Annotated in this window: 23 protein-coding genes, 2 pseudogenes and 1 other annotated feature; of the genes and pseudogenes, 19 read left to right on the top strand and 6 right to left on the bottom strand. The window is 34.0% G+C overall.

Annotated elements, in window-relative coordinates:
- The first annotated feature begins 471 nt into the window (after positions 1 to 471).
- The 3 genes from AB3N04_RS06005 to AB3N04_RS05995 all read left to right on the top strand — a co-directional run bounded on the left by AB3N04_RS06005 (position 472) and on the right by AB3N04_RS05995 (position 1,756).
- Positions 472 to 621: a hypothetical protein gene (locus tag AB3N04_RS06005; RefSeq protein ID WP_368505192.1), complete on the top strand. Its 150-nt coding sequence runs from the start codon at positions 472 to 474 to the stop codon at positions 619 to 621.
- A 196-nt stretch (positions 622 to 817) separates the two neighbouring features.
- A complete protein-coding gene (locus AB3N04_RS06000; protein WP_368506003.1) occupies positions 818 to 1,273 on the top strand; it encodes a VOC family protein in 456 nt (151 codons plus the stop codon).
- A gap of 102 nt (positions 1,274 to 1,375) precedes the next feature.
- The gene (locus AB3N04_RS05995) at positions 1,376 to 1,756 is read left to right on the top strand and encodes an SH3 domain-containing protein (RefSeq protein WP_368505191.1); all 381 of its coding nucleotides are present in this window, start codon (positions 1,376 to 1,378) and stop codon (positions 1,754 to 1,756) included.
- 579 nt (positions 1,757 to 2,335) lie between these two features.
- Here AB3N04_RS05995 and AB3N04_RS05990 read toward each other — a convergent pair.
- A complete protein-coding gene (locus AB3N04_RS05990; protein ID WP_368505190.1) occupies positions 2,336 to 3,220 on the bottom strand; it encodes a LysR family transcriptional regulator in 885 nt (294 codons plus the stop codon).
- A 110-nt stretch (positions 3,221 to 3,330) separates the two neighbouring features.
- On the opposite strand from AB3N04_RS05990, the gene AB3N04_RS05985 reads away from it, so the two are divergent.
- The 8 genes and pseudogenes from AB3N04_RS05985 to AB3N04_RS05950 all read left to right on the top strand — a co-directional run bounded on the left by AB3N04_RS05985 (position 3,331) and on the right by AB3N04_RS05950 (position 9,155).
- On the top strand, positions 3,331 to 3,900 hold the full coding sequence (locus tag AB3N04_RS05985; protein WP_368505189.1) for an NAD(P)H-dependent oxidoreductase: 570 nt from the start codon (positions 3,331 to 3,333) through the stop codon (positions 3,898 to 3,900).
- A complete protein-coding gene (locus AB3N04_RS05980; RefSeq protein WP_368505188.1) occupies positions 3,897 to 5,120 on the top strand; it encodes an MFS transporter in 1,224 nt (407 codons plus the stop codon). Before AB3N04_RS05985 ends, AB3N04_RS05980 begins: the two co-directional genes overlap by 4 nt.
- Positions 5,121 to 5,130: 10 nt before the next feature.
- On the top strand, positions 5,131 to 6,363 hold the full coding sequence (locus tag AB3N04_RS05975) for an ATP-grasp domain-containing protein (RefSeq protein ID WP_368505187.1): 1,233 nt from the start codon (positions 5,131 to 5,133) through the stop codon (positions 6,361 to 6,363).
- A 292-nt stretch (positions 6,364 to 6,655) separates the two neighbouring features.
- Positions 6,656 to 6,817, top strand: a complete 162-nt coding sequence (locus AB3N04_RS05970) for a hypothetical protein (protein WP_368505186.1) — start codon at positions 6,656 to 6,658, stop codon at positions 6,815 to 6,817.
- A gap of 118 nt (positions 6,818 to 6,935) precedes the next feature.
- A pseudogene (locus tag AB3N04_RS05965) lies at positions 6,936 to 7,495 on the top strand (GNAT family N-acetyltransferase).
- Positions 7,496 to 7,642: 147 nt separating this feature from the next.
- Entirely contained in the window at positions 7,643 to 7,825 is a 183-nt protein-coding gene (locus AB3N04_RS05960) for a PspC domain-containing protein (protein ID WP_368506001.1), read from the top strand.
- Between the two features lie 126 nt (positions 7,826 to 7,951).
- The gene (locus AB3N04_RS05955) at positions 7,952 to 8,167 is read left to right on the top strand and encodes a hypothetical protein (RefSeq protein ID WP_368505185.1); all 216 of its coding nucleotides are present in this window, start codon (positions 7,952 to 7,954) and stop codon (positions 8,165 to 8,167) included.
- Between the two features lie 478 nt (positions 8,168 to 8,645).
- Complete coding sequence (locus tag AB3N04_RS05950) at positions 8,646 to 9,155, top strand: GNAT family N-acetyltransferase (RefSeq protein WP_368505184.1); 510 nt, start codon at positions 8,646 to 8,648, stop codon at positions 9,153 to 9,155.
- Positions 9,156 to 9,495: 340 nt separating this feature from the next.
- Here the strand turns inward: AB3N04_RS05950 and AB3N04_RS05945 are convergent, their stop codons facing one another.
- From AB3N04_RS05945 to AB3N04_RS05935, 3 genes and pseudogenes are all read right to left on the bottom strand, one after another.
- Positions 9,496 to 9,768: a hypothetical protein gene (locus AB3N04_RS05945; RefSeq protein WP_368506114.1), complete on the bottom strand. Its 273-nt coding sequence runs from the start codon at positions 9,766 to 9,768 to the stop codon at positions 9,496 to 9,498.
- A gap of 120 nt (positions 9,769 to 9,888) precedes the next feature.
- Positions 9,889 to 10,068, bottom strand: a pseudogene (locus AB3N04_RS05940) (LysM domain-containing protein); the annotation flags it as partial.
- 527 nt (positions 10,069 to 10,595) lie between these two features.
- The gene (locus AB3N04_RS05935) at positions 10,596 to 10,847 is read right to left on the bottom strand and encodes a hypothetical protein (RefSeq protein WP_368505183.1); all 252 of its coding nucleotides are present in this window, start codon (positions 10,845 to 10,847) and stop codon (positions 10,596 to 10,598) included.
- A 133-nt stretch (positions 10,848 to 10,980) separates the two neighbouring features.
- On the opposite strand from AB3N04_RS05935, the gene AB3N04_RS05930 reads away from it, so the two are divergent.
- A complete protein-coding gene (locus AB3N04_RS05930) occupies positions 10,981 to 11,640 on the top strand; it encodes an SOS response-associated peptidase (RefSeq protein ID WP_368505182.1) in 660 nt (219 codons plus the stop codon).
- Between the two features lie 844 nt (positions 11,641 to 12,484).
- On the opposite strand, the gene AB3N04_RS05925 is transcribed toward AB3N04_RS05930, so the two are convergent.
- The gene (locus AB3N04_RS05925; RefSeq protein ID WP_368505181.1) at positions 12,485 to 12,787 is read right to left on the bottom strand and encodes a hypothetical protein; all 303 of its coding nucleotides are present in this window, start codon (positions 12,785 to 12,787) and stop codon (positions 12,485 to 12,487) included.
- A gap of 626 nt (positions 12,788 to 13,413) precedes the next feature.
- Between AB3N04_RS05925 and AB3N04_RS05920 the strand changes: the two genes are divergently transcribed.
- The 4 genes from AB3N04_RS05920 to AB3N04_RS05905 all read left to right on the top strand — a co-directional run bounded on the left by AB3N04_RS05920 (position 13,414) and on the right by AB3N04_RS05905 (position 15,992).
- Positions 13,414 to 14,277: a nitroreductase family protein gene (locus tag AB3N04_RS05920; protein ID WP_368505180.1), complete on the top strand. Its 864-nt coding sequence runs from the start codon at positions 13,414 to 13,416 to the stop codon at positions 14,275 to 14,277.
- Positions 14,278 to 14,410: 133 nt separating this feature from the next.
- Positions 14,411 to 14,881, top strand: a complete 471-nt coding sequence (locus tag AB3N04_RS05915; protein ID WP_368505179.1) for a hypothetical protein — start codon at positions 14,411 to 14,413, stop codon at positions 14,879 to 14,881.
- A 161-nt stretch (positions 14,882 to 15,042) separates the two neighbouring features.
- A complete protein-coding gene (locus AB3N04_RS05910; RefSeq protein WP_368505178.1) occupies positions 15,043 to 15,459 on the top strand; it encodes a hypothetical protein in 417 nt (138 codons plus the stop codon).
- A 122-nt stretch (positions 15,460 to 15,581) separates the two neighbouring features.
- The gene (locus AB3N04_RS05905; protein ID WP_368505177.1) at positions 15,582 to 15,992 is read left to right on the top strand and encodes a DUF4181 domain-containing protein; all 411 of its coding nucleotides are present in this window, start codon (positions 15,582 to 15,584) and stop codon (positions 15,990 to 15,992) included.
- Between the two features lie 147 nt (positions 15,993 to 16,139).
- On the opposite strand, the gene AB3N04_RS05900 is transcribed toward AB3N04_RS05905, so the two are convergent.
- A complete protein-coding gene (locus tag AB3N04_RS05900; protein ID WP_368506000.1) occupies positions 16,140 to 16,622 on the bottom strand; it encodes a DinB family protein in 483 nt (160 codons plus the stop codon).
- A gap of 116 nt (positions 16,623 to 16,738) precedes the next feature.
- Between AB3N04_RS05900 and AB3N04_RS05895 the strand changes: the two genes are divergently transcribed.
- The 3 genes from AB3N04_RS05895 (at position 16,739) to AB3N04_RS05885 (ending at position 19,319) form a co-directional block, all read left to right on the top strand.
- A complete protein-coding gene (locus tag AB3N04_RS05895) occupies positions 16,739 to 17,512 on the top strand; it encodes a Cof-type HAD-IIB family hydrolase (RefSeq protein ID WP_368505176.1) in 774 nt (257 codons plus the stop codon).
- Positions 17,513 to 17,769: 257 nt separating this feature from the next.
- Positions 17,770 to 17,996: a binding site (T-box leader), on the top strand.
- Between the two features lie 62 nt (positions 17,997 to 18,058).
- Complete coding sequence (locus tag AB3N04_RS05890; protein ID WP_368505175.1) at positions 18,059 to 18,514, top strand: HIT family protein; 456 nt, start codon at positions 18,059 to 18,061, stop codon at positions 18,512 to 18,514.
- Positions 18,507 to 19,319 (top strand): protein phosphatase 2C domain-containing protein, encoded by an 813-nt coding sequence (locus AB3N04_RS05885; RefSeq protein ID WP_368505174.1) that lies wholly within the window; start codon positions 18,507 to 18,509, stop codon positions 19,317 to 19,319. The genes AB3N04_RS05890 and AB3N04_RS05885 overlap by 8 nt, the downstream gene beginning before the upstream one ends.
- The last annotated feature ends 73 nt before the right edge of the window (positions 19,320 to 19,392 follow it).

The raw sequence follows: 19,392 nt of genomic DNA, 5'->3' as shown, positions 1-19,392 counted from the left end.
GTGGATACTTAAAATGACTTATGGAAATATTAAAATGTTTGCTATACTTAATGCCATTGTTAATGCATCATTTGCTTTTCTCTTTATACCTTTTCTTAAAAAGATTAAAATCGTGCGTTTAAATCGGTTAAACCATTTTCAATTCTTTGTTACTCTACATTACAAAGCCTATATATTGTATGGAATACAGTATTTAATTGAAAAGATAAGGTATCATGAACTATCCATGTATAAAAATTGATCTTACTCATTGAATGGTTAATATTTAACGAATTCCATTCCCACAAAGGATGAGGATTACTCAGAAAGACAAGTGTCAAGGCATTTTATTTTGATATTTACTAAGTTTTTATTGATATATGCAAAGTTAGCAGTACACTAATAAAGTAATAAGATTTTCTTCAGTAAAATAAGGTATATTATATTTGTTGAATAGATTCTCTTTAAAGAAAAGAAATGTAGGTGAACAAAATGGGGAAATATCAATTGGATGCCAAAAGTCAGGTAGCTGTGACAAAGTTTCATGAAAAACAGAGGTCTGCAAAATCTGATAAAAAGCAGCAACTTGAAAAAATACGTGCGGAGTATTTGAAAAAGAAGCAAAATCAAACAGATAAATAATAGGAATGAAAACATAGGAAGAATAAAATCTCTCTATGTTTTTTCGTTGCAAGTTGCAAGGTCAATGAAATAATTTATAGAATTAACGGGTGCATTCCTTCAAGAAGGGATGCTTTTTTTGTTATCGAATAGGGAATTAATGTTAAAATTAACAAACGAAATTTGTTTAGTAATTAAAATCGGAGGTTTCTGAATGATGATAAAGGGATTATATGAAGCACATTTACCAGTACGAGACTTAAAACGTTCGATCGAGTTCTACACTGGCCTTGGGCTTGAACTCGACCATATCGTTGAAGATAGGTTGGCATTTTTATGGATTGTAAAAAATGAAAGTTGGTTGGGTTTATGGAAGACGGACAAAGTCGACCTAGAATATCATCCCTCCATAAGACATATAGCATTTCAAGTATCGTTAGAAGGGTTGAAGAAATCTGTTACCTGGCTTGAAACTAAAGGCTATACACCCAGAGAGGCTTTTGGATTTGAACCAACTGAACCTTTTGTAATGCCTCACAGGGATTATGCGCATGCTAAAATTCATTTTAATGATCCTGATGATAATAGTTTAGAATTTATCTGTAAAATGGAAAATCGTAAAGGACTTACAGAGAGAATGTATTTAAGTAAGTGGGAGGAATTAAATCAATAAAACTTACTCCACAAAAAGGTGCTCTCCTTCGAAGAAGCAAGGACTGCTCTTTTGCTTATTGAAGTAACGGAGCAATTTAGTTAAATAAAGGGGCTGACAATTATGGGAGCTGAAAGAGATAAAAATGTTTATATAGTAACCAAACAACATATAAGCAACTATCCCAATCCAATTAGACTTTTTAAAGGGCAGAGTGTTATTGTCGGCAAAAAATATGCAGGTAACGAAAGTTGGAATAACTGGATTTATTGTTACACTAAAGATAAACATTTAGAGGGTTGGGTACCCGAACAAATAATTCATATAAAAGGTGAGCAAGGGTTAATTTTAGAGGATTATATTGCAAAAGAATTAGAGGTTAATGTTAATGAACAGCTTATTAAATCTAAGGAACTTAATGGTTGGATATGGGTTAAAAGGCTAACTAATTCAGAAGAAGGTTGGGTACCTAAAGAAAACGTAAAAGAAGTAAATGATCACTAAACAAAAATGTTACTAACAAGTTCTTAAGTTCGATTGCAGGATTTGTCGTCTTGATGATTGAACAAGGAATATAGTAAATCAAGAAGAAAAACGGAGTGTTTTTTGGGTCTATGGAAAGGGTATGTTATTACATTTGTTGAAATAGTAATCTTTTTGTTTATTGGTTTTATTCTTACAGAAAATGTATTAAGCGTAGTATATGAAAGTGTTGGTATATCTTATTTAGGCGATGTGGGTAGTGTTATCTTTGGTCTTTCTTTTTTATTATTTTGTTTATATACGTTATTTAGAACTTATGTATTATCTAATAAAAATCTACTCTTGAACGACCGGATTACTTCTCTTACTTTTTGGATAGTGCTTGTTTGGTCAATCTATTCTGTATTTTCTCCTTTTGTGAGGGGGGAAATTTAAATTATTTAAGTTACGGGTAGCAATAGGTGAAGATCCAGGAAGCTGCGTATACAGCTTATTTTTTGCTGATAACTGGAGTGGTATTAAACTGAATAAGATACATGCAAATAAGGAAAAGAGGAAGAATCGCAGTAAAAAATGATTCCCTCTTCATCCAATACATAATTATTTAAAATACTTCTTTGTCATAGACATAAAATCCGCCAATTGAGGGTTTATCCACTTGTCTTTATGTAATGCCATTTGTGTTATAAGAATGGGCATTTCAACCTTTAAATTCACCTCTAACAATTCACCTTCTAATAATTCTTCTTTAACTACCATTTCTGGCAGAACGGCAATGCCCAAATTCGAGATTACGCATTTTTTTATGGCTTCTAAGCTAACAAATTCAAGTGTTGTTTTGGGAGTGACCTTATAATAGGTAAGGATTTCTTCAAAAGAGTTCCGATAAGAACAGCCACGTTCTGTATACAGGATTGTTTCAGTTAATAAGTCATCAGGAGTAACAGTTTTTTTTGTAGCTAGTGAATGATTTGGTGAGCTAATTAAGATCAGCCTTTCTTGAATTAAAGGTGTCGATTGAACGTAGGGGTTATTTTTCCTGGTATCCATTATAAATGCTAAGTCAATATCCCCTTCCATCAAACTTTTGGTGGCCATTTCATCTGAATGAGCTGCTTTAAAAATGAGCTGAATAGATGGGTATTTCAGTTTGAAGTCCCGTAGTAAGTCTGGTAAACGATAGGTACATTGGCTTTCTTGCGCGCCGATAACAAGGGTTCCGCCATTATGGTCAGTTGTCATAGCGTTCCTAGCTTCCTCTTCTAAGTGCACAATTTTTGAGGCATATTGCCTTAAACGCTCACCAGAGTGAGTGAGGATTAGTTTTCTTCCAAGTCGTTCAAAAAGTTGAAGGTTCAATTCGTTTTCTAAATTCTTTATTTGAGCTGTAACACTGGATTGAGCATATTGAAGTTTCTCTGCTGTCTTTGTAAAATTTAATGTATCACATGCAACCAGAAATGTTTGAAGATGTTTGATGTCCATTTTAACTCCTTCCCATCGAAAAAAACGATCCTTTTGATCGGATTAATCATCTGTAACGATTTCAAGAATTAGTGTAACCTTAGTTTACAGATTATTCAAGGAGGTACTAGATGAGAAAATTATTGATAATTAAAGGACAAGATTACTTTGAGAGGGCGCAAGGGGAGTTAAATAACACAATGTCAAAGTATATTGGAGAATTCACAACGAATGAATTTGAAGTAGTACTTACCGATATTGCAAAGGGTTATCGAGTACCTGAAGAGATTGTGAAGTTTAAATGTGCTGACGTCATCATTATCCAAACACCCATTTATTGGTTTAGTTTGCCGGGTATTTTAAAGAAATATATAGATGATGTTTTTATCCCTGGTATATTTTTTGGTAAGTCTAAGCGGTTTGGACAAGGAGGAAAGTTTAACAAAAAGAAATACATGCTTTCTGTTTCGTGGGGGGCAAGGGAATCAGAGTTTAAGGGTACGAAAGACGATTTTTTAGAAGGGTTAAGTGAAGAGCAAGTTTTATTCCCCATTCATAAGACATTTGAATATTGTGGGTTTAACAAATTGCCAACATTCTCGATCTATTCATCAATGAATCTTCAGGAACTTGATCCTTATATCACGAAATTCCAACGCCACTTACAGGAACACCTTTTCTTTTCAGAAGAGATTAAATGATGATGAATTTGCTTAAGCATCGTCATTTCAGATACTTCTTCTTATCAGATATCATTTCAGGATTTGGTGTTGGGATGGCTACTATTGGTGCTAACTGGTTTATTTTAGAACAAACAGGTGCAGCGAGTGTGGTTGGGTTTATGTTGTCGATTAATGTGATTGCAGGGTTTCTTGCCTCGCTTGTGATAGGAGGGATTATTGATCGTTTTCTAAGGAGAACAATTATTCAATGGACTTACTGGGTTAGGGCAATTGTGATATTGGCTATTACCGCATTAATTTTTTTGAATGGATTTAATTTGATCTACATGTATATCTTTTCAGCTATAAACGGAATCGGGTGGGCTGTCTACATATCAGCGTCAAGAAGCCTAATTCAAGAATTGCTGACTGAGAAAGAACTGATAAGAGGTAACTCGTTAGTGGAAGTAAGCTTACAGGTAGGGATGTTCCTGGCTGGTGGTGCATCCGGTTTTTTATATCAGTATTGGGGTTTCGAGATCATTTTACTGATAAATTCTTCAGTGTTTATGGTTAGCAGTTTCTTTCTATCAAAAGTTCGATATAACTCCATTCCTATTCCTGAAAAAAAAGAGTCATTTATAAATGCGTTAAAGAAAGGAATGAATTTTCTACTCGGTAATCCAAAGCTCTTCTTTTTAGGAGTTGTTCCAGTCATTCCGTTAGTAGCTACAATGTTATTTAACGTAGTTCTTCCGAGTTATGTAAGTGATACCTTAAAAGCAAATGCGATTGTATTTGGAGTGTCGGATATGTTTTATGGAGTTGGAGGGCTATTATCAGGGTTTCTGGCAGCACCAATGGTCGCTAAACTCCGTACGAACAAAGTAATTCTATTGTTTTTTACTATCGCTGTTGCTGTATTACTTTCTTTAATGTTTAACAATTTAATTTTAGTCTTATATGCAGGCAGTTTCTTTATTGGGTTATCCAATTCAACAATAAGGATTATCATGAATACAAATTTAATGCAAACGGTCCCTAAGCATTTCATGGGCAGAGCAATGTCAGTGTGGATGGCGGTTTCATTTTTACTGCAGACGATCTCAGCTTCTGGTATAGGAATTTTAATGGACCTATTTAATCCAGGTGTAGGGTTTTTAGCTATGGCAACATTGATGTTTTTTGGTGGGCTATTATTTATTATGACTCAAAAGCAATTGAGTAAGAATAGTTATGTCAAAAAAAAGACTTCTTAAGGAGAATAATATGGTTAAGAAAATAGTTGCATTTGTAGAACCAAGTTTTTATGGTGTTGGCTTCGTAAAAACCGCTTTTGAAATGGGGCATTATGTAATAGCTATTGTTTCGTCAGAGAATAACCCTGTTATATATGGATATGAAAACTATTTTCATGTATTAATTACAGCTGATATAAGAGAGAGTCAATCAGTATTAAACGCGATAAAAGATTCAGTGTTTAACAGAAAACTTGATGCATTAATTCCGGCTACCGATTTTGCCTCCCACATTACAGCAAAGGTTGCGTCAGAAATGGGTTTGGTATCAATTCCATATGAGGCAGCTTTCAAAGCCAGAAATAAGGATTTAGCAAGAAAAGCATTCATACAGAAAGGAGTTCCTAGTGTAAAGTTTAAACTGGTTAAAAGTTTGGAGGAGGCTAAGGAGGCAGTGCTTAACATAGGACTGCCAATCGTATTAAAACCAACTAATTGTGCTAGTAGTCAAGGCGTATATTTTATAAATTCTATGGAAGATTTATGTTCATCGCTTACGGAACTAATAGCATTCAAAGAAACTTATATGGGTTTCCAAGTTCGGGATGAATTTCTGATTGAAGAGTATATCCACGGCCCTGAATATAGTGTGGAAGTTTTTCTTAAATCTGGAGAAGCCATTTTTTCAGCAGTTACAGAAAAAATCACATCCCCTTTACCATTTTTTGTAGAAGAAGCTCATACTTTACCAGCAGGAACATTAACAATTGAAGAAGAAAAAAAGTTGATTTCTACAGCTATAATGGCGTTAGATTCAATAGGGTTGGAAAACGGTCCTGCACACGTTGAATTAAAGTATTCAGAGACAGGACCCATAATAATTGAAGTGAATGGAAGACCTGGAGGAGATCGTATCTCTACAGATTTACTGATTCAATCCTACAATTTTAATATTTTTGAAGCGACTATCTCTTATTATCTGAATGAAGAAGTTAATATAAATGTAACGTATGAAAAAGCTTCTACTATCGCATATTTGACATCAAAGAAGAATGGAACTGTCAAGGCGGTTAAAGGATTAACCAAATTAGAGGAAGAACCTAATATCATAAAATATAATATAAACGTAAAAGAGGGTGACTGTGTCAAGATACCCGAAAGTTCAGATGATAGGTTAGGGTATATTATAACCAAGGGAAAGACACCTGCAGAATCAAAAAAAATAGCATTCAGTCTCATGAATAATCTCAGACTTGAATTTTAACGGGCACGTTCCATAAATGAGAGAGGCACTTTTTTGTGACAATAAAAAGGAAATTAATGTTAAACTAAAGGAGCAGGATACTCAAATAAGGTGGATAGCAGAAAGAAGGAAGATATTATGAAATTATTACTCTTAACGGGTGCATTCCTTTAACAAGGAATGCTTTTTTCTTTGTCAATAAAAAGGAAATTAATGTTAAACTAAGGAGCAGTTTAATGCAAGAAATAATTTGAAAAACGTCTAAAAAAAGTTAATTTTTAAGCTATAATTATTTGCGAAAGGAGGTAATTACATGGGTGCTGCGATTTATCAAATAATAGCTATATTAATTCCTATTTCTATAATTCTTTTAGTTGTATGGCTGATACGTTCTTCTATAAGAAAGAATAAGCAATTAAAAAATATTGAACAAAAGTTAACTGAAATCGAAAATAACAAAACTAAGGATAGTTAGAGTTGTTCAACTAAAGGGAGCATTGATCTAACAAATGCAACGCACTTCTTTTTGTGCTCTCGGGGCAGAAAACTTGAACAAGAGGAATATAAAAAACGTTATATTTTTTGGGGGAATAATGAAATACTGTAAAACGAGAAAAACGGTTGAAACCAATAGGTTACTTCTAAGATTATTTAAAGAAACGGATGCAACAGAGGTTGCCAAACTTTGTGACAACTACAATCTGTATAAGAACACACTATATTTACCGTATCCATATTCCATAGAGGATGCTTTATCATGGATGAAAAATCATCTTGATAATTTTAATGAAAACAAGTCATATGAATTTGCTATTACAGATAAGATTACGGGAAAATTACTCGGAGCAATAGCGTTAACTAACCATCAAAAATTTAATAATGGTGAGGTTGCTTATTGGATTGGAGAAAAATACTGGGGAAATGGTTGTGCTACCGAGGCGGCTAAAGCTATACTCGAATTTGCTTTTGTTGAAAAGCAATACCATAAAGTATTTGCTCGTTACTTTCAATCCAATTTAGCTTCCGAAAAAGTTATGAGAAAATAGGCATGAAAAAAGAAGGCATTTTAAGAGAGCATGTAATAAAAGAAAACGATTATATAGACCTTGTTTATTATGGAATCCTTAAAACTGAATTTAATTTATACAACTAAAGGGGGCATTCCTTTAACAAGGGATGTTTTTTCTTTGTTAATAAAAAGGGAATTAATGTTAAACGAAAGGGGCAAAGAGTTTAAGAAGAATTTGGTTTTATATGGTAAAATGTATGCAAAGAGAGATTATATAAGAGGGGTATATGGATTGAATATAAGTTAAGAAAGTCATCAACAGATAAGTCTATAACAGGTGTTTGTGGTGGTATAGCCGAATATTTCGGTATTTCTTCATTCGCGGTAAGACTTATATTTATATTTTTACCTGCCAATATACTTATATATTTAATTCTTACTAATGCGATGTCTGATAGCCCTCCATCATTATAAATTGATATTGAAGTAACGGGTGCGATGCTTGAACATAGCATCGTTTTCCTTGTTCCACTAACAAAGCTTTAATAAGGATAGTGGATATATATTGAAAAATGAGATAACCGTAAAGGGGAAATTACTTTGAAAAATTTGAATGCAGTTGCACTTTATACATATATACCTGGAATCGTGGCAGTAATAACTGGAATGTATGTACTAATCAAGTTTGATACGAGTGAGGGCTTGGTCTTATTGGTAAGTATAGGTAGTATGTTTGGCGGGATTCTTTTGGTAGGGATTGCTGAAATTATTAGACTGCTTTCAAAAATAAGTCGACAAATTAATGAAACCAAGTAAGAATTAAAGTGACGGAACGTTGATTTAACAACGGTTAGCGTCTTCTTAGTGTGCTAACGGGGATGGTTATTTTAAGAAGGTTAATAACGTTTATAAGCATTTATCAAGGTTGTTTAATGTTTGTAGGTGGAGGTGTTTCTTGGATAAGTTTTTATTCATTTTTGGAATAGTTTTGTTTGGACTATCCTTCATTTTTTTTATAGGGAACTTTTTATCAGATTTCGAAGGCCTTTATTTTATCGTCCCTTTGTTCGGAATGCTTAATGCGGGTATCGCTATTGGGGTTAGTATTTTATTGAGGAGAATTAAAGAAATAAGGAAATAGTTTTATTCAAGTAAGGGTAGCGTTCCTTCAACAAGGGATGCTTTTTTCTTTGTTAATGAAAAGGAAATTAATGTTAAACTAAAGGGCAGTTTAGCGTGATAAGGATAATAGGTTAAATGGTAATCTAAGAAATAACATTGAGAGGAAAAAATAATGGAAATTACATTGGAAAAATTACAGCCAGGTGATGCTAAAAAGCTATATGAATTTGAAATTGAAAACAGAGATTATTTTGAAAAAATGGTACCAAGTCGTGGAGAGGATTATTATAACTTTGAAACCTTTAAAATAAGGCACGAAGCCTTACTGGATGAACAAACTAAAGGGCAATCATATTATTATTTAATTAAGAATGAAAATGGTTTAATCCTTGGACGAATGAACTTAGTAGACATCGATAAATCCCGTAATTTAGGCTATATCGGTTATAGAGTAGGTGGAGCGTATACTGGAAAAGGAATTGCTAATAGAGCATTGAAGCTATTATTAGAAACTCTTAACTGGCAAGGTATTAAACAGGTTCTAGCGAAGACAACAACTAACAATATACCGTCACAAAAAGTCTTGGAAAAAAACGGGTTTAACCATATATCAACTAGTGATGAAGAATTTGTAATGAATGGAAACAGGCTAAAGTTTGTTTATTATAAGTGGACTATTTAAGACTTTTATCTTCAACTATCGGGGAGCGATCCTTAAAGAAGCAGGGACTGCTCTTTTTATTATTGAAGTAACGAGCAGGATACTGATAAGAAGGATAATGCAAAAAGGCAACACTGTCGCCCAACCGTGAAACGTGCTACAGAAGGGAATTTAGAGGTTTTATGTCCCCTCAGCCTTTCTTGCTTGGGCAAAGTTCTGAGGAATTTATATCTCATGAAAATGATCGTATTAGCGATAGGGAAGTGCTCCTGAGAGACCTGGTGCATTCTAAAAACCAATGCAAGGAGCTGCCTTTTTAGTCACCCATGACGAAGGACAGCTCTTTTTGCTTGAATTAATGTTATTGACAATTTCCAGCAAGGATTATACCTTCTAAGACAGGAGCACCTGAAGTGCCAGTCAACGAATTAAAAGGGCGTACTAATACACGCGAGTTTGGCGTAACGGATGCAGCGGTAGGAAGTTCTATTCGTGATGACCAAGTAGGTGGGTCTTCCGGAGTAGCAAATAACTGGTTTCCAAAGCTACCAGTCCCGGGAATGATGATTTCACCTGTATACTTGTCAAAATTACCGAAAACTTGAGGCTGCGGTAAGGTTACCATAATGCTCACAGCCTGACCTCCTGTTGGACCAAAATTCACATAAGCTACGCCACCTGTACCGAATGGTACTCTTCCTCGGGGCCGTAAAGACGTACAGCAGGGGTAAGGAATTAAACCCGGAACGCAGAGGATGTCCCCGGGGAATAATACATTAGGATCTGGAATATGTGGATTGTTAACTGCAAGTGCTTCTATTCTTACTCTGAATATCTGCGCAATGGTATAGAACGTGTCTCCTGGAATTACGGTGTACCGACCCCAAAACCCCGGTGGACAGTTCCCTGGTATTCTTGCTTGTTGTCTATACATAAATCTGCCTCCCAATCGTAAAAACCTTATTTTACGATATGTAGGAAAGTTTAAAGTGGGTATGCTTTTTTGTATTATGAATTAATTATCATCAAAACAGTAAAAACACTATCCTTTTTGGTAGCCTGTCCCTTTTCTAACAGTAAATCTTTCGTTTGGTGATACATTCTTTTTCCATCATTGTCGAATTAATCATAAAAATATCTTAAATCCTTTCGCCGACATGGAACTATCAAGCTGTAAACCCCGAATCACTATTTTTTGTGGTACGGGGTTTACTTTTAAACTCTAGGTTTTACTTCTGTTAATTGTGACTCAAAAGTTTAAGAACTTTACTTAACTATTTAAGTAATGTATCCAGTTTTTCTTGTGGATACATACTCACATCCACAATATCAAAGCCTACAAAATTTTTATAATGTTTATCAGAAAAACAGAAATCTACACCTGCGAAACTATACTTTAACATAACGGGGTCTTTAGATATTCTAAATGAATAGACCTGGTTATTCTTTGTGTACAGTTTTTTAGTGGGAACACCTTTTACCATTTGAGCTCCTTGCTGAAATAATTCGATTCACTATTCTATCCTCTTCATCTAAATCAAGATTTATTAATGGATTGACTTCAAGTTCTTCAGTATTTTCAACTTGCATATCGAAATCTTCAGGTAATAAATGTACATACCCTAATTCTAATTGTTCATCATATACGTCACTTCGGCATTGAATAGTAGCAACGGTGTGGGCCAATCGCTTATGAAATTTATTAAGTACCATTAAAAATCTTAAAGGAGATATTTCGATCGTAGGGTATTGTAATCATATCCTTTAAGAAAAACTTGATTAGAATAATGGATATAAGACACTCTAAACAGTACAGAATATATTAGTGGTTAGAGGTGAAGTTTCTATGTGCGGCAGATACACTTTGACGGCAACTAAAGAACAGATTGAAGAACAGCTTGGTGTTCAGTTAGAGGATTACCAACCAAGATACAATATAGCTCCAAGTCAGCGTGTATTAAGTTTAATTTCAGATGGAAAAAGTAGGAGGGCTGGATATTTAAAATGGGGTCTTGTACCTGTATGGGCAAAAGATCCAAAGATCGGATATAAAATGATTAATGCTCGTGGGGAAACAGTGGATGAGAAACCTGCTTTTAAACGATTATTTAAACGACGCCGTTGTTTAATTGTGGCCGATGGTTTCTATGAATGGAAAAGAACGGAAAAGAACAAGAAACCATATCGAATAACAGTAAACGAAGGAATTTTTACATTTGCAGGTTTGTGGGATAGGTGGAAATCAGATGATAAGGAAATAGTTTCTTGTACAATTCTTACAACAGAGCCTAATGAGGCTATGAAAGAAATTCATGATAGGATGCCAGTAATCTTAGGAGAAGAAGAAAGAGATGTATGGCTAGATCCATCTTTAGAGGATAAAGAGATCTTAAACGATCTTATAAGACCATATCCAGCTAAAGATATGAATGCATACGAAGTATCAACTTTGGTTAATAGTCCGAAAAATGAAGTCGATGCTTGCATAAGATCGTTAGTAGAATAAACATCAATTGTCGCTCAATTTGTAACGTACTAATATTCCTTTATGTATTAAAAAAGAGTGGCCATTCTTAGTGGCATTTGGAACAACAATTGTATGACGATTGTCGCTTTAACTACAGGTGCGATCTAACCTTTTAACATTTTAGATATAAATCCCTTGGCTAATTAGGAGGGGGTTTACCCTTACATTTACATTAACAAAGGGAGAGAGCGATGAACTTAGGAGCAGTAGTAGTAAGTATAGGGTAGTAGTATATGTGTTTTTCTAGTCTCGTTTTACTGGGTAAATTCAGGATCGGTTAATGTCTTATATTGTGGGCTTTATAAAACGCTTGGATTTTTAATATCCAAGCGTTTTCTTTTGATATTTGTATTGTTATTTACAGAGCTAAACCTAATTTGGTTTAGAATGTAATTTAACCTGTTTTAAATTTTTTCTAATTGACCATTCAAGAACTCTTTAAAAAAGAGCCGAAATATTGAGTGAATTAAGCATTAATAGGTACTCTCCATTAGTTATTTGATCTAGTTACAATTAAGGATCAGATGGGATTGTCCAAATAACACTTTCTCTTAATGCAAAAAGGTCGAATGAATGGATAAAGGTTATTAACGAAGAAACTTGGTTGGCTAATTTCAATTGAAAATGCTATACGTGCTAATGTACTGGGGGCCTGTCTGCTAAGGAAAGAATATTGATTTATAAATTAGCAGATCAATTAAAAATTGAGGGAGATGACGATTATATTCATTAACTATTAATGTGAGGTATCAAATTTCACCAGAAAGAACTATATATGTACACATGTATTTGTGGATTTTGAGCTTAACTGAGGAAATGGTTTTTATGTGGTTTTGCGTAATAATTTCTCTAACTCTTCCTGAACTTCATAAATTAAATCCTTGAATTTTGATTCGCTCACTTTCAGGCGTTTAGCACATATTTCAAATGACGGTACATTTGGTTCAACATAGCCATTAATCTTATCAAGCTCTACTTTGCTGACTTCTTCGTATGCTGACTTTTGAAGCGGAGATAAATAATTCAATGCATTCATACGTTCTAAACCCTCAATCGTTTCTTCCACTTCATCTAGAAACTCTTCTAATTCATCATTGTTTAGGTGTTGGTCATAAAATTTATCCAACAGAATCACCTCCAGTTTTATATTATTAGACGTTTTTTATCAAAACCCTCCGGAATATAGATTTTATTATGCAAGCAGGTCAGATTAAATAACACTAATTTTTAATTGGATATTTATGTTAAAATAATGAGAGGTTGTGAAGGGTTGTCCTTAAACTAACGGGCAGTTTAGTTGAAGAGGAAAATGATTTTATTGAACAAGGGATGTTCTCTTAGTGAAACAAATATATGCATTTGAAACAAAAGAGGAATACGAAAATATCAAGATACTATACAACGATTCAGTAAAGAATTGAATACATACCTAAAAATACTTGAAGAGAATATGCTTTGGTAAATTTACCTAAAGGGGTTTTATGGACAACTGAAGAAATAGCAACTACTGTTTTCTGGTGGCACAAGAAGTAACTCACTCATTTAGGCGCCAGACGCTACATTTACACTTAGTGGAGGTGGGCATGGTCATAAGTAATCGTTTTCTGGCGATGGGGGACACGGATAAACTATCAACCAATTGATGTAAATAGTGTGCCGTTTTTTAACTAAGCCTGATAAAATTCAAGTTGGTTTCCCCCTAAATACGTATGCAAACATGCAAATACAAATCTGTTTTTAAGGAGGTGTATCATGTCTTTCTCTACTTCAATCATTGACACCATGCGCAGACGCCAGTCGATTCGAACGTTTGATGATAATGACCTTTCAGCAGGAGACATCAATAAGTTAACGGCATATTTAAATGATGAAAGCAACTTGATTGGACCTTTCGGAGCAAAAGGCCGGATTGATCTCGTATTGGTTCAAAAAAATGTGACAGACAAAGGAATCAAGCTTGGAACGTATGGATTTATTAAGCATCCTAAAGCGTATTTAGTTGGTTCATCAGTGAATGATAAGTATCCACTGATCGAGTATGCTTACATTTTTCATCGAATGACTTTATTTGCAACACAGCTCGGTATAGGTACGTGTTGGATGGGCGGGACGTTTACCCGAAACTCATTTGAAAAAGAAATACAGTTGGATGAAGACGAATTCATTCCATGCGTGACACCACTCGGGTTTCCAAAAGAAAAGCAGCGTGTCTTTGATAAAGCCTTGCGTTTTGTCGTGAGGGCCGATAATAAGAAGCCGTGGGAGAAATTGTTTTATGATGGGACTTTCGCCGCTCCATTACAACGCGATAACGCTGGCTCATTAGAAATCCCTATAGAAATGGTTAGATTAGGACCTTCCGCCTCCAATAAACAACCGTGGCGACTCGTTCTCTCAGAAAACCGTGAGACTTGTCATTTCTACATCGAACATACACCGAATTACAGTAAGGGATTAGGCTATCAAATGCAGCTGTTAGATATGGGCATTGCGATGTGCCAATTTGAATTGGCTTGTGATGAGCTAGGTATCAGCGGGAATTGGGTCATAGACGAACCTGGGTTAGAGAGACGAAATGAAAACATTGAGTACGTCGTTAGTTGGAACCAACAATAAACAGCCCTCTACTAAACTAACGGAGCAGTAGAGTTAAATAAGAAAGATGTAATTTAACATCCATTTTAAGCAAAGTAAGATTTTCACGTTAAAGAAATAATTAAGGAGTGGTATTATTGTTTATAAATTGTACTTGGTAGCGATAATTTCTATTTTAACAATTGTAGGATGCAGTGAAAGTGACCCTATATTAAATGACTCACAAACTGAAACGTTTTCCACGCAAGAAAATGCATTGGAAGACTTTGCAGATGGTGTTCGTGGTGGGATAATGTTAGTTAATACTACACAAGGCGAACAACTTTTAGTTGCCAATTCTACTCAACGAATTTATTTTATTAGTGAACTTCTTAATAAAGATGGAGAGTATGCAGTAGTAAAACTCTCTAATGATGTATCTTTAAATGGTGTTCCAGGGGCTGGTTGGCAGTTTTCTTCGGCAGAAAATAACAAATATACAGTGAAGCTTACAAATGAAAAAGAAAACAATTTCATACAAATTCCAGGAAAACAATTATTTTTATCAATTGAACAAGGTCATAATCTATCAAAGACACCAGCTTCGGGTGGAAATGCTATTGAATCAACTGAAATTCTGAAATAAATAAAATATTATTTATTCAACAAACGAGTGCATTCCTTCAACAAGGGATGCTTTTTTGTTTGTCAACAAAAAGGAAATTAATGTTAAACTAAAGGGCAGTATAGTGCAAGAAGGATTGTTTTTATTATGGAGGAAGCTATTAACAAAAGGGTGGTTTAAAAATGAAGTTGAGAGTATTGTTTGGTATTTTACTTATAGGTATTTTGACGGCTTGTTCTTCAACGACACAAACGGTTATTTCCGATGAAGTAATCTTTTATGGGGAAGGAAAATATTGGAATGTTAGTTATATATACAATTCAGGATTGTTTGAAGAGAAAAAGATAAATTGGGTTGAAATCGAAACTGAAGATTTTGAGCTATCACAGGAAGAAATTGATAATATTTACATTGAATTTGAAGGTAGAGATGGTTTGATTACAGGTAATATTGGAGATATGGAATCGGAAATTGAGGGTAATTCTATCTCTTTTTTAGTTGGTACTGTTAATTTTGAAACATATGAAGAAGATGAATATAAAATCACTATTAACTTCAAAGATAAACACGATGTTATAAAGTTGCAGATAAAACGTTGATATTAAACTAACGGTGAACAATAGTTTAACAATCTGACGCTGCTGTTATGGTGCTAAAGGAGCAGTTTAGTAAAAAAATTGTATGAATAAAATAAACAACAGGGGATTGGAGGATATATTTTATGTATGGTGTAGTGTCTACGTTTTTAATAGTGTTTGGCATTATATTATTATTGGTGGTTTTGTTTAATACAATAATGAGAAAATGGTTGAGAGTTGAGAAAAAGAAATTTTTTTCATATAACCATATTAATGAGAAACATAAAAAGATTGATTGGACAATAAGAATTACTACTATAATCGCTATCTTTATAGGATATGTTATTTCCATCATGAGAGGATCCACGGAAATGATATGGGCTTTACAACCGTGGTTTATACTATTAGTTTTTATTGTTGTTTCTGAAATGGTGAGAGCAATAATGGAACGGAAATATGCAGAAAACCCCAATGATTATAAGTTTACAATTAGTCAAATAATATTTTTTCTTATATTGTTTTTTACATTATACAAGACTGATTTTTTTGGTTAGTATAAGGAACGAAAGAGTATTATTGAACTAACGGGTGCATTCCTTCAATAAGGAATGCTTTTTCTCACAAAATAAAAGGAAATTAATGTTAAAGTAAAGGAGCAGTTTAACTTAATAATAAAGCTAAATTAATGCTCCCCCTTTTCATTAGAAAAGGGAGCCTGTTTTTTTAGCATACTGCCTAACAATTAGATCAGAAGAAATCGGTTTAAGTTCCAATTCCCGTGACCAAATTGATAATTGTCCAATGTGATGAACTTCATGTGTGATGAGGTGACGGATTATCTTACCATAAGTGAATGAATAAGATATACCTCCCTTACCATTTATATGTACTTTTTTGTTTTCATAGTCATTAGTCATATTACGAAGGAAAGTTTCTGTTATTGTTTTTGTAAATATAGAGTACCTTATAACATCGTCCAAATTAGAAATGGAGTCCTTTTCAGGATAGTCATGAGGTTCTTCAAGCATGTAATTAATCCATAATAGTTCACAGTCGATAACATGGATAAGGTTTTTTAAAATACTTCCCATACCGCCAATTCTTTCAGCCTGTAACTCTTCTAAGGATAAAGATTTACACCATTTAAACCAATCTTCTCTTACCTGCCAATTATATAAAAACATATCTAACAAAATTATCCCCTCCTAAAAAATATATTTATTATTTTAACAATAAACTTTATCCATTTGGTACAATTTGTTAAAAGGTGCTTTATTTTTTGAAAAAAGGGGTTTCTATAATGAGTTATAAAATCGCATTTTTTGATGTTGATGGAACTATTACAAACCATGAAGATGGCAGCATTCCATACTCGACTATTAAAGCTATTAAATCATTGAAAAACAAAGGAATAAAGGTTGTTGCTGCAACAGGAAGACCCTTATCAATGTGTAGGGACTTACAGGAATTAGGTATAGAAACCTTCATAACAGCAAATGGAGGGTACGTTAAACACAGCCAATCAGTTATTCATAAAGTACCAATGAATAAAAAGGTTATTCAAGAAGTCATGGAATTCGCTCAGTTAGAGAATAACGGTCTGTCTTTTTATACTGAGGAAATTAGTATGAATGGTGTAGCACAAAATGAAATTTTAACTGCCTTAAAGGAAACTTTGCCTCTCGATAATTATCCTGTTACTAATGGATCAATCCATGAACAGGAGGTATTTTTAATGTGTCTTTTTGCAAATAACGAAACAGTTGAGAAGTACATACAAAGGTTTCCTCATCTAAAATTTAAAAGATGGCATCCATATGTGTTGAATGTTTTACAGGAGGATGTGTCAAAGTCTTTGGCTATACTGAAAACTCTAGAATTCTTCGGGATTGATAAGTCGGAGGCAATTGCTTTCGGTGATGGTGAAAATGATATTGATATGGTGGAACTAGTTGGGCTTGGTATAGCAATGGGGAATGGAAATGAAAAGTTGAAAAACGTTGCAGATTATATTACAAAAAAGTCTAATGAAGATGGTATCCATTATGCTTTAAAAAGTTACGGAATAATTTGAGATGACTAGTTGGTTTAGTAAGTGATTATAAAAATAAGTTAGTTGTCTGTAGAACAAACGGGTCAGCATTCCTGTAATAAAAGTACAACTATGTGAAGTAATGCACTTAAACTATAGGGAGCAATCCTTTAACAAGGGATGCTTTTTCTTTGTCAATTAAAAGGGAATTAATGTTAAACTTAAGGGCAGGTTAGTCCCACAAAAGTTATTGACTGAATGTTTGGTGAACTGTATAATTAGTAAAAGTTTTCCATAAGGTAAACGCTGTGATTAGGAGTAATAAGGAAACTTTATTGTTCAGAGAGCTACCATTTGCTGAAAGGTGGTCAATAAATTCCCCAACTCGCCTATGAGTGGTTAGACTGATATGTAGGTCTAAACGGTTTACTCCCGTAAAAAAGTAATTGAGAAGGTTTGTTCAAATTTATTTTAGGCGAACCAAGAAGAGTGGTACCACGTTAGGGTTAATCCTGTCGTCTCTTTATGAGATGATAGGATTTTTATTTTTATTAGCTAATTAAATACAATAATTAAGGGGGATTTATCTTGCAGGAAAATTGTTTTATTTGTAACAAACATCATGGAACGATTACGACATCTGGCTCTACCATCTATGAAGACGATTATGTTTATGTTGGACATATTGATAATAACGGAAAACCCAATTATTTAGGACATATTATGATTGACTTGAAGAGACATGTACCCACTCTTGCAGAAATGAATCCTGACGAAGCAAAAGCATTTGGAGTTATTATGGCGAGATTAAGCAAAGCACTAAAAGAGATTGAGAATGCTGAGCATGTTTATGCTCTTGTCTCGGGTAACTCCGTTCCTCATCTTCATATGCACTTAGTTGCTCGCTACCCAAATACACCTGAGCAATATTGGGGTCCATTTGCAGTTTATGATTCTCCAAATGCAAGGATGGGTAAAAACAGTGAAGTAACTGAGTTGTGCAATAGAATAAAAACCTATTTAGAGACAAACCCATATGAGTAAAGCTGTCAAAAATAACGATTATTGTTGGGTAGGAAGCCAAAAAAATTTCGTAGATGAAATAAACATCCATAAGATAAGTCATATGGTATTAGGGCGTTTTGGAGGTAATTCATCTGCTGGTCAGTATAAAAATGAAGACGGATGTATCGTCTGGGTAAATGATGATTTAAATTATGAGTTCGTGGTGCTTTTAGATGCACATCAAACAGCAGAAAGTGCAGAATTAGTAGTGTCTACTATTCAATCTCTTAAAGAAGATATAAAGAGCATATTGACCCATTCACCTCGAAAATCATTTGATTGTCTATATAAACTACTATTAAGAACTTTTGAAAGCAAAGGTTTTAAAGAGGCTTGTAAAAAAGTTCAAGGTGAAACAGCGTTTTTATGTGCAGTGAGAAAGGACAAATTTCTTTGGTGGTTTTCAGTTGGAGACTGTATTCTTTATCTAAATCATCCAGAACTATCAAACCTAAGTGAATATCAACAAAATCATCGTAGCTTTTATGAATGGATTGGAAAAGTTAACACTTTTGAACTGGAAGTCCCTTGTTTCAGTATAGGTACAAAAGAACTTAGACAGGGAAGGAATCATATTTTTTTAACTACTGATGGTCTTGTAGAATGCCCTAACGTGGATTTTGCAAATCCAAGAAAAATATTTAATTCAATTTATGAGTTTACAAATGAGGAAAGTGTATGGAGATTGTTGAAAGAAATTCAGAAAAATAATGTCCGTGATAGCACAACAATTGTATCTTGGTTTGTTGAAATTGATATAGAAGGAAGTCAACCAAGCAAGTGAGGTTCTTCAACTAACGGGTGCGTTAGTTGAAGAAGGATATTCTCTCCAGATAACGAATATTAATTTATTACTT

Origin of the sequence: Alkalihalophilus sp. As8PL (assembly GCF_040939795.1) — a bacterium.
Lineage (GTDB): Bacteria > Bacillota > Bacilli > Bacillales > Bacillaceae_D > Alkalihalophilus > Alkalihalophilus lindianensis.
This window is presented reverse-complemented; position numbering and strand designations above follow the sequence as displayed.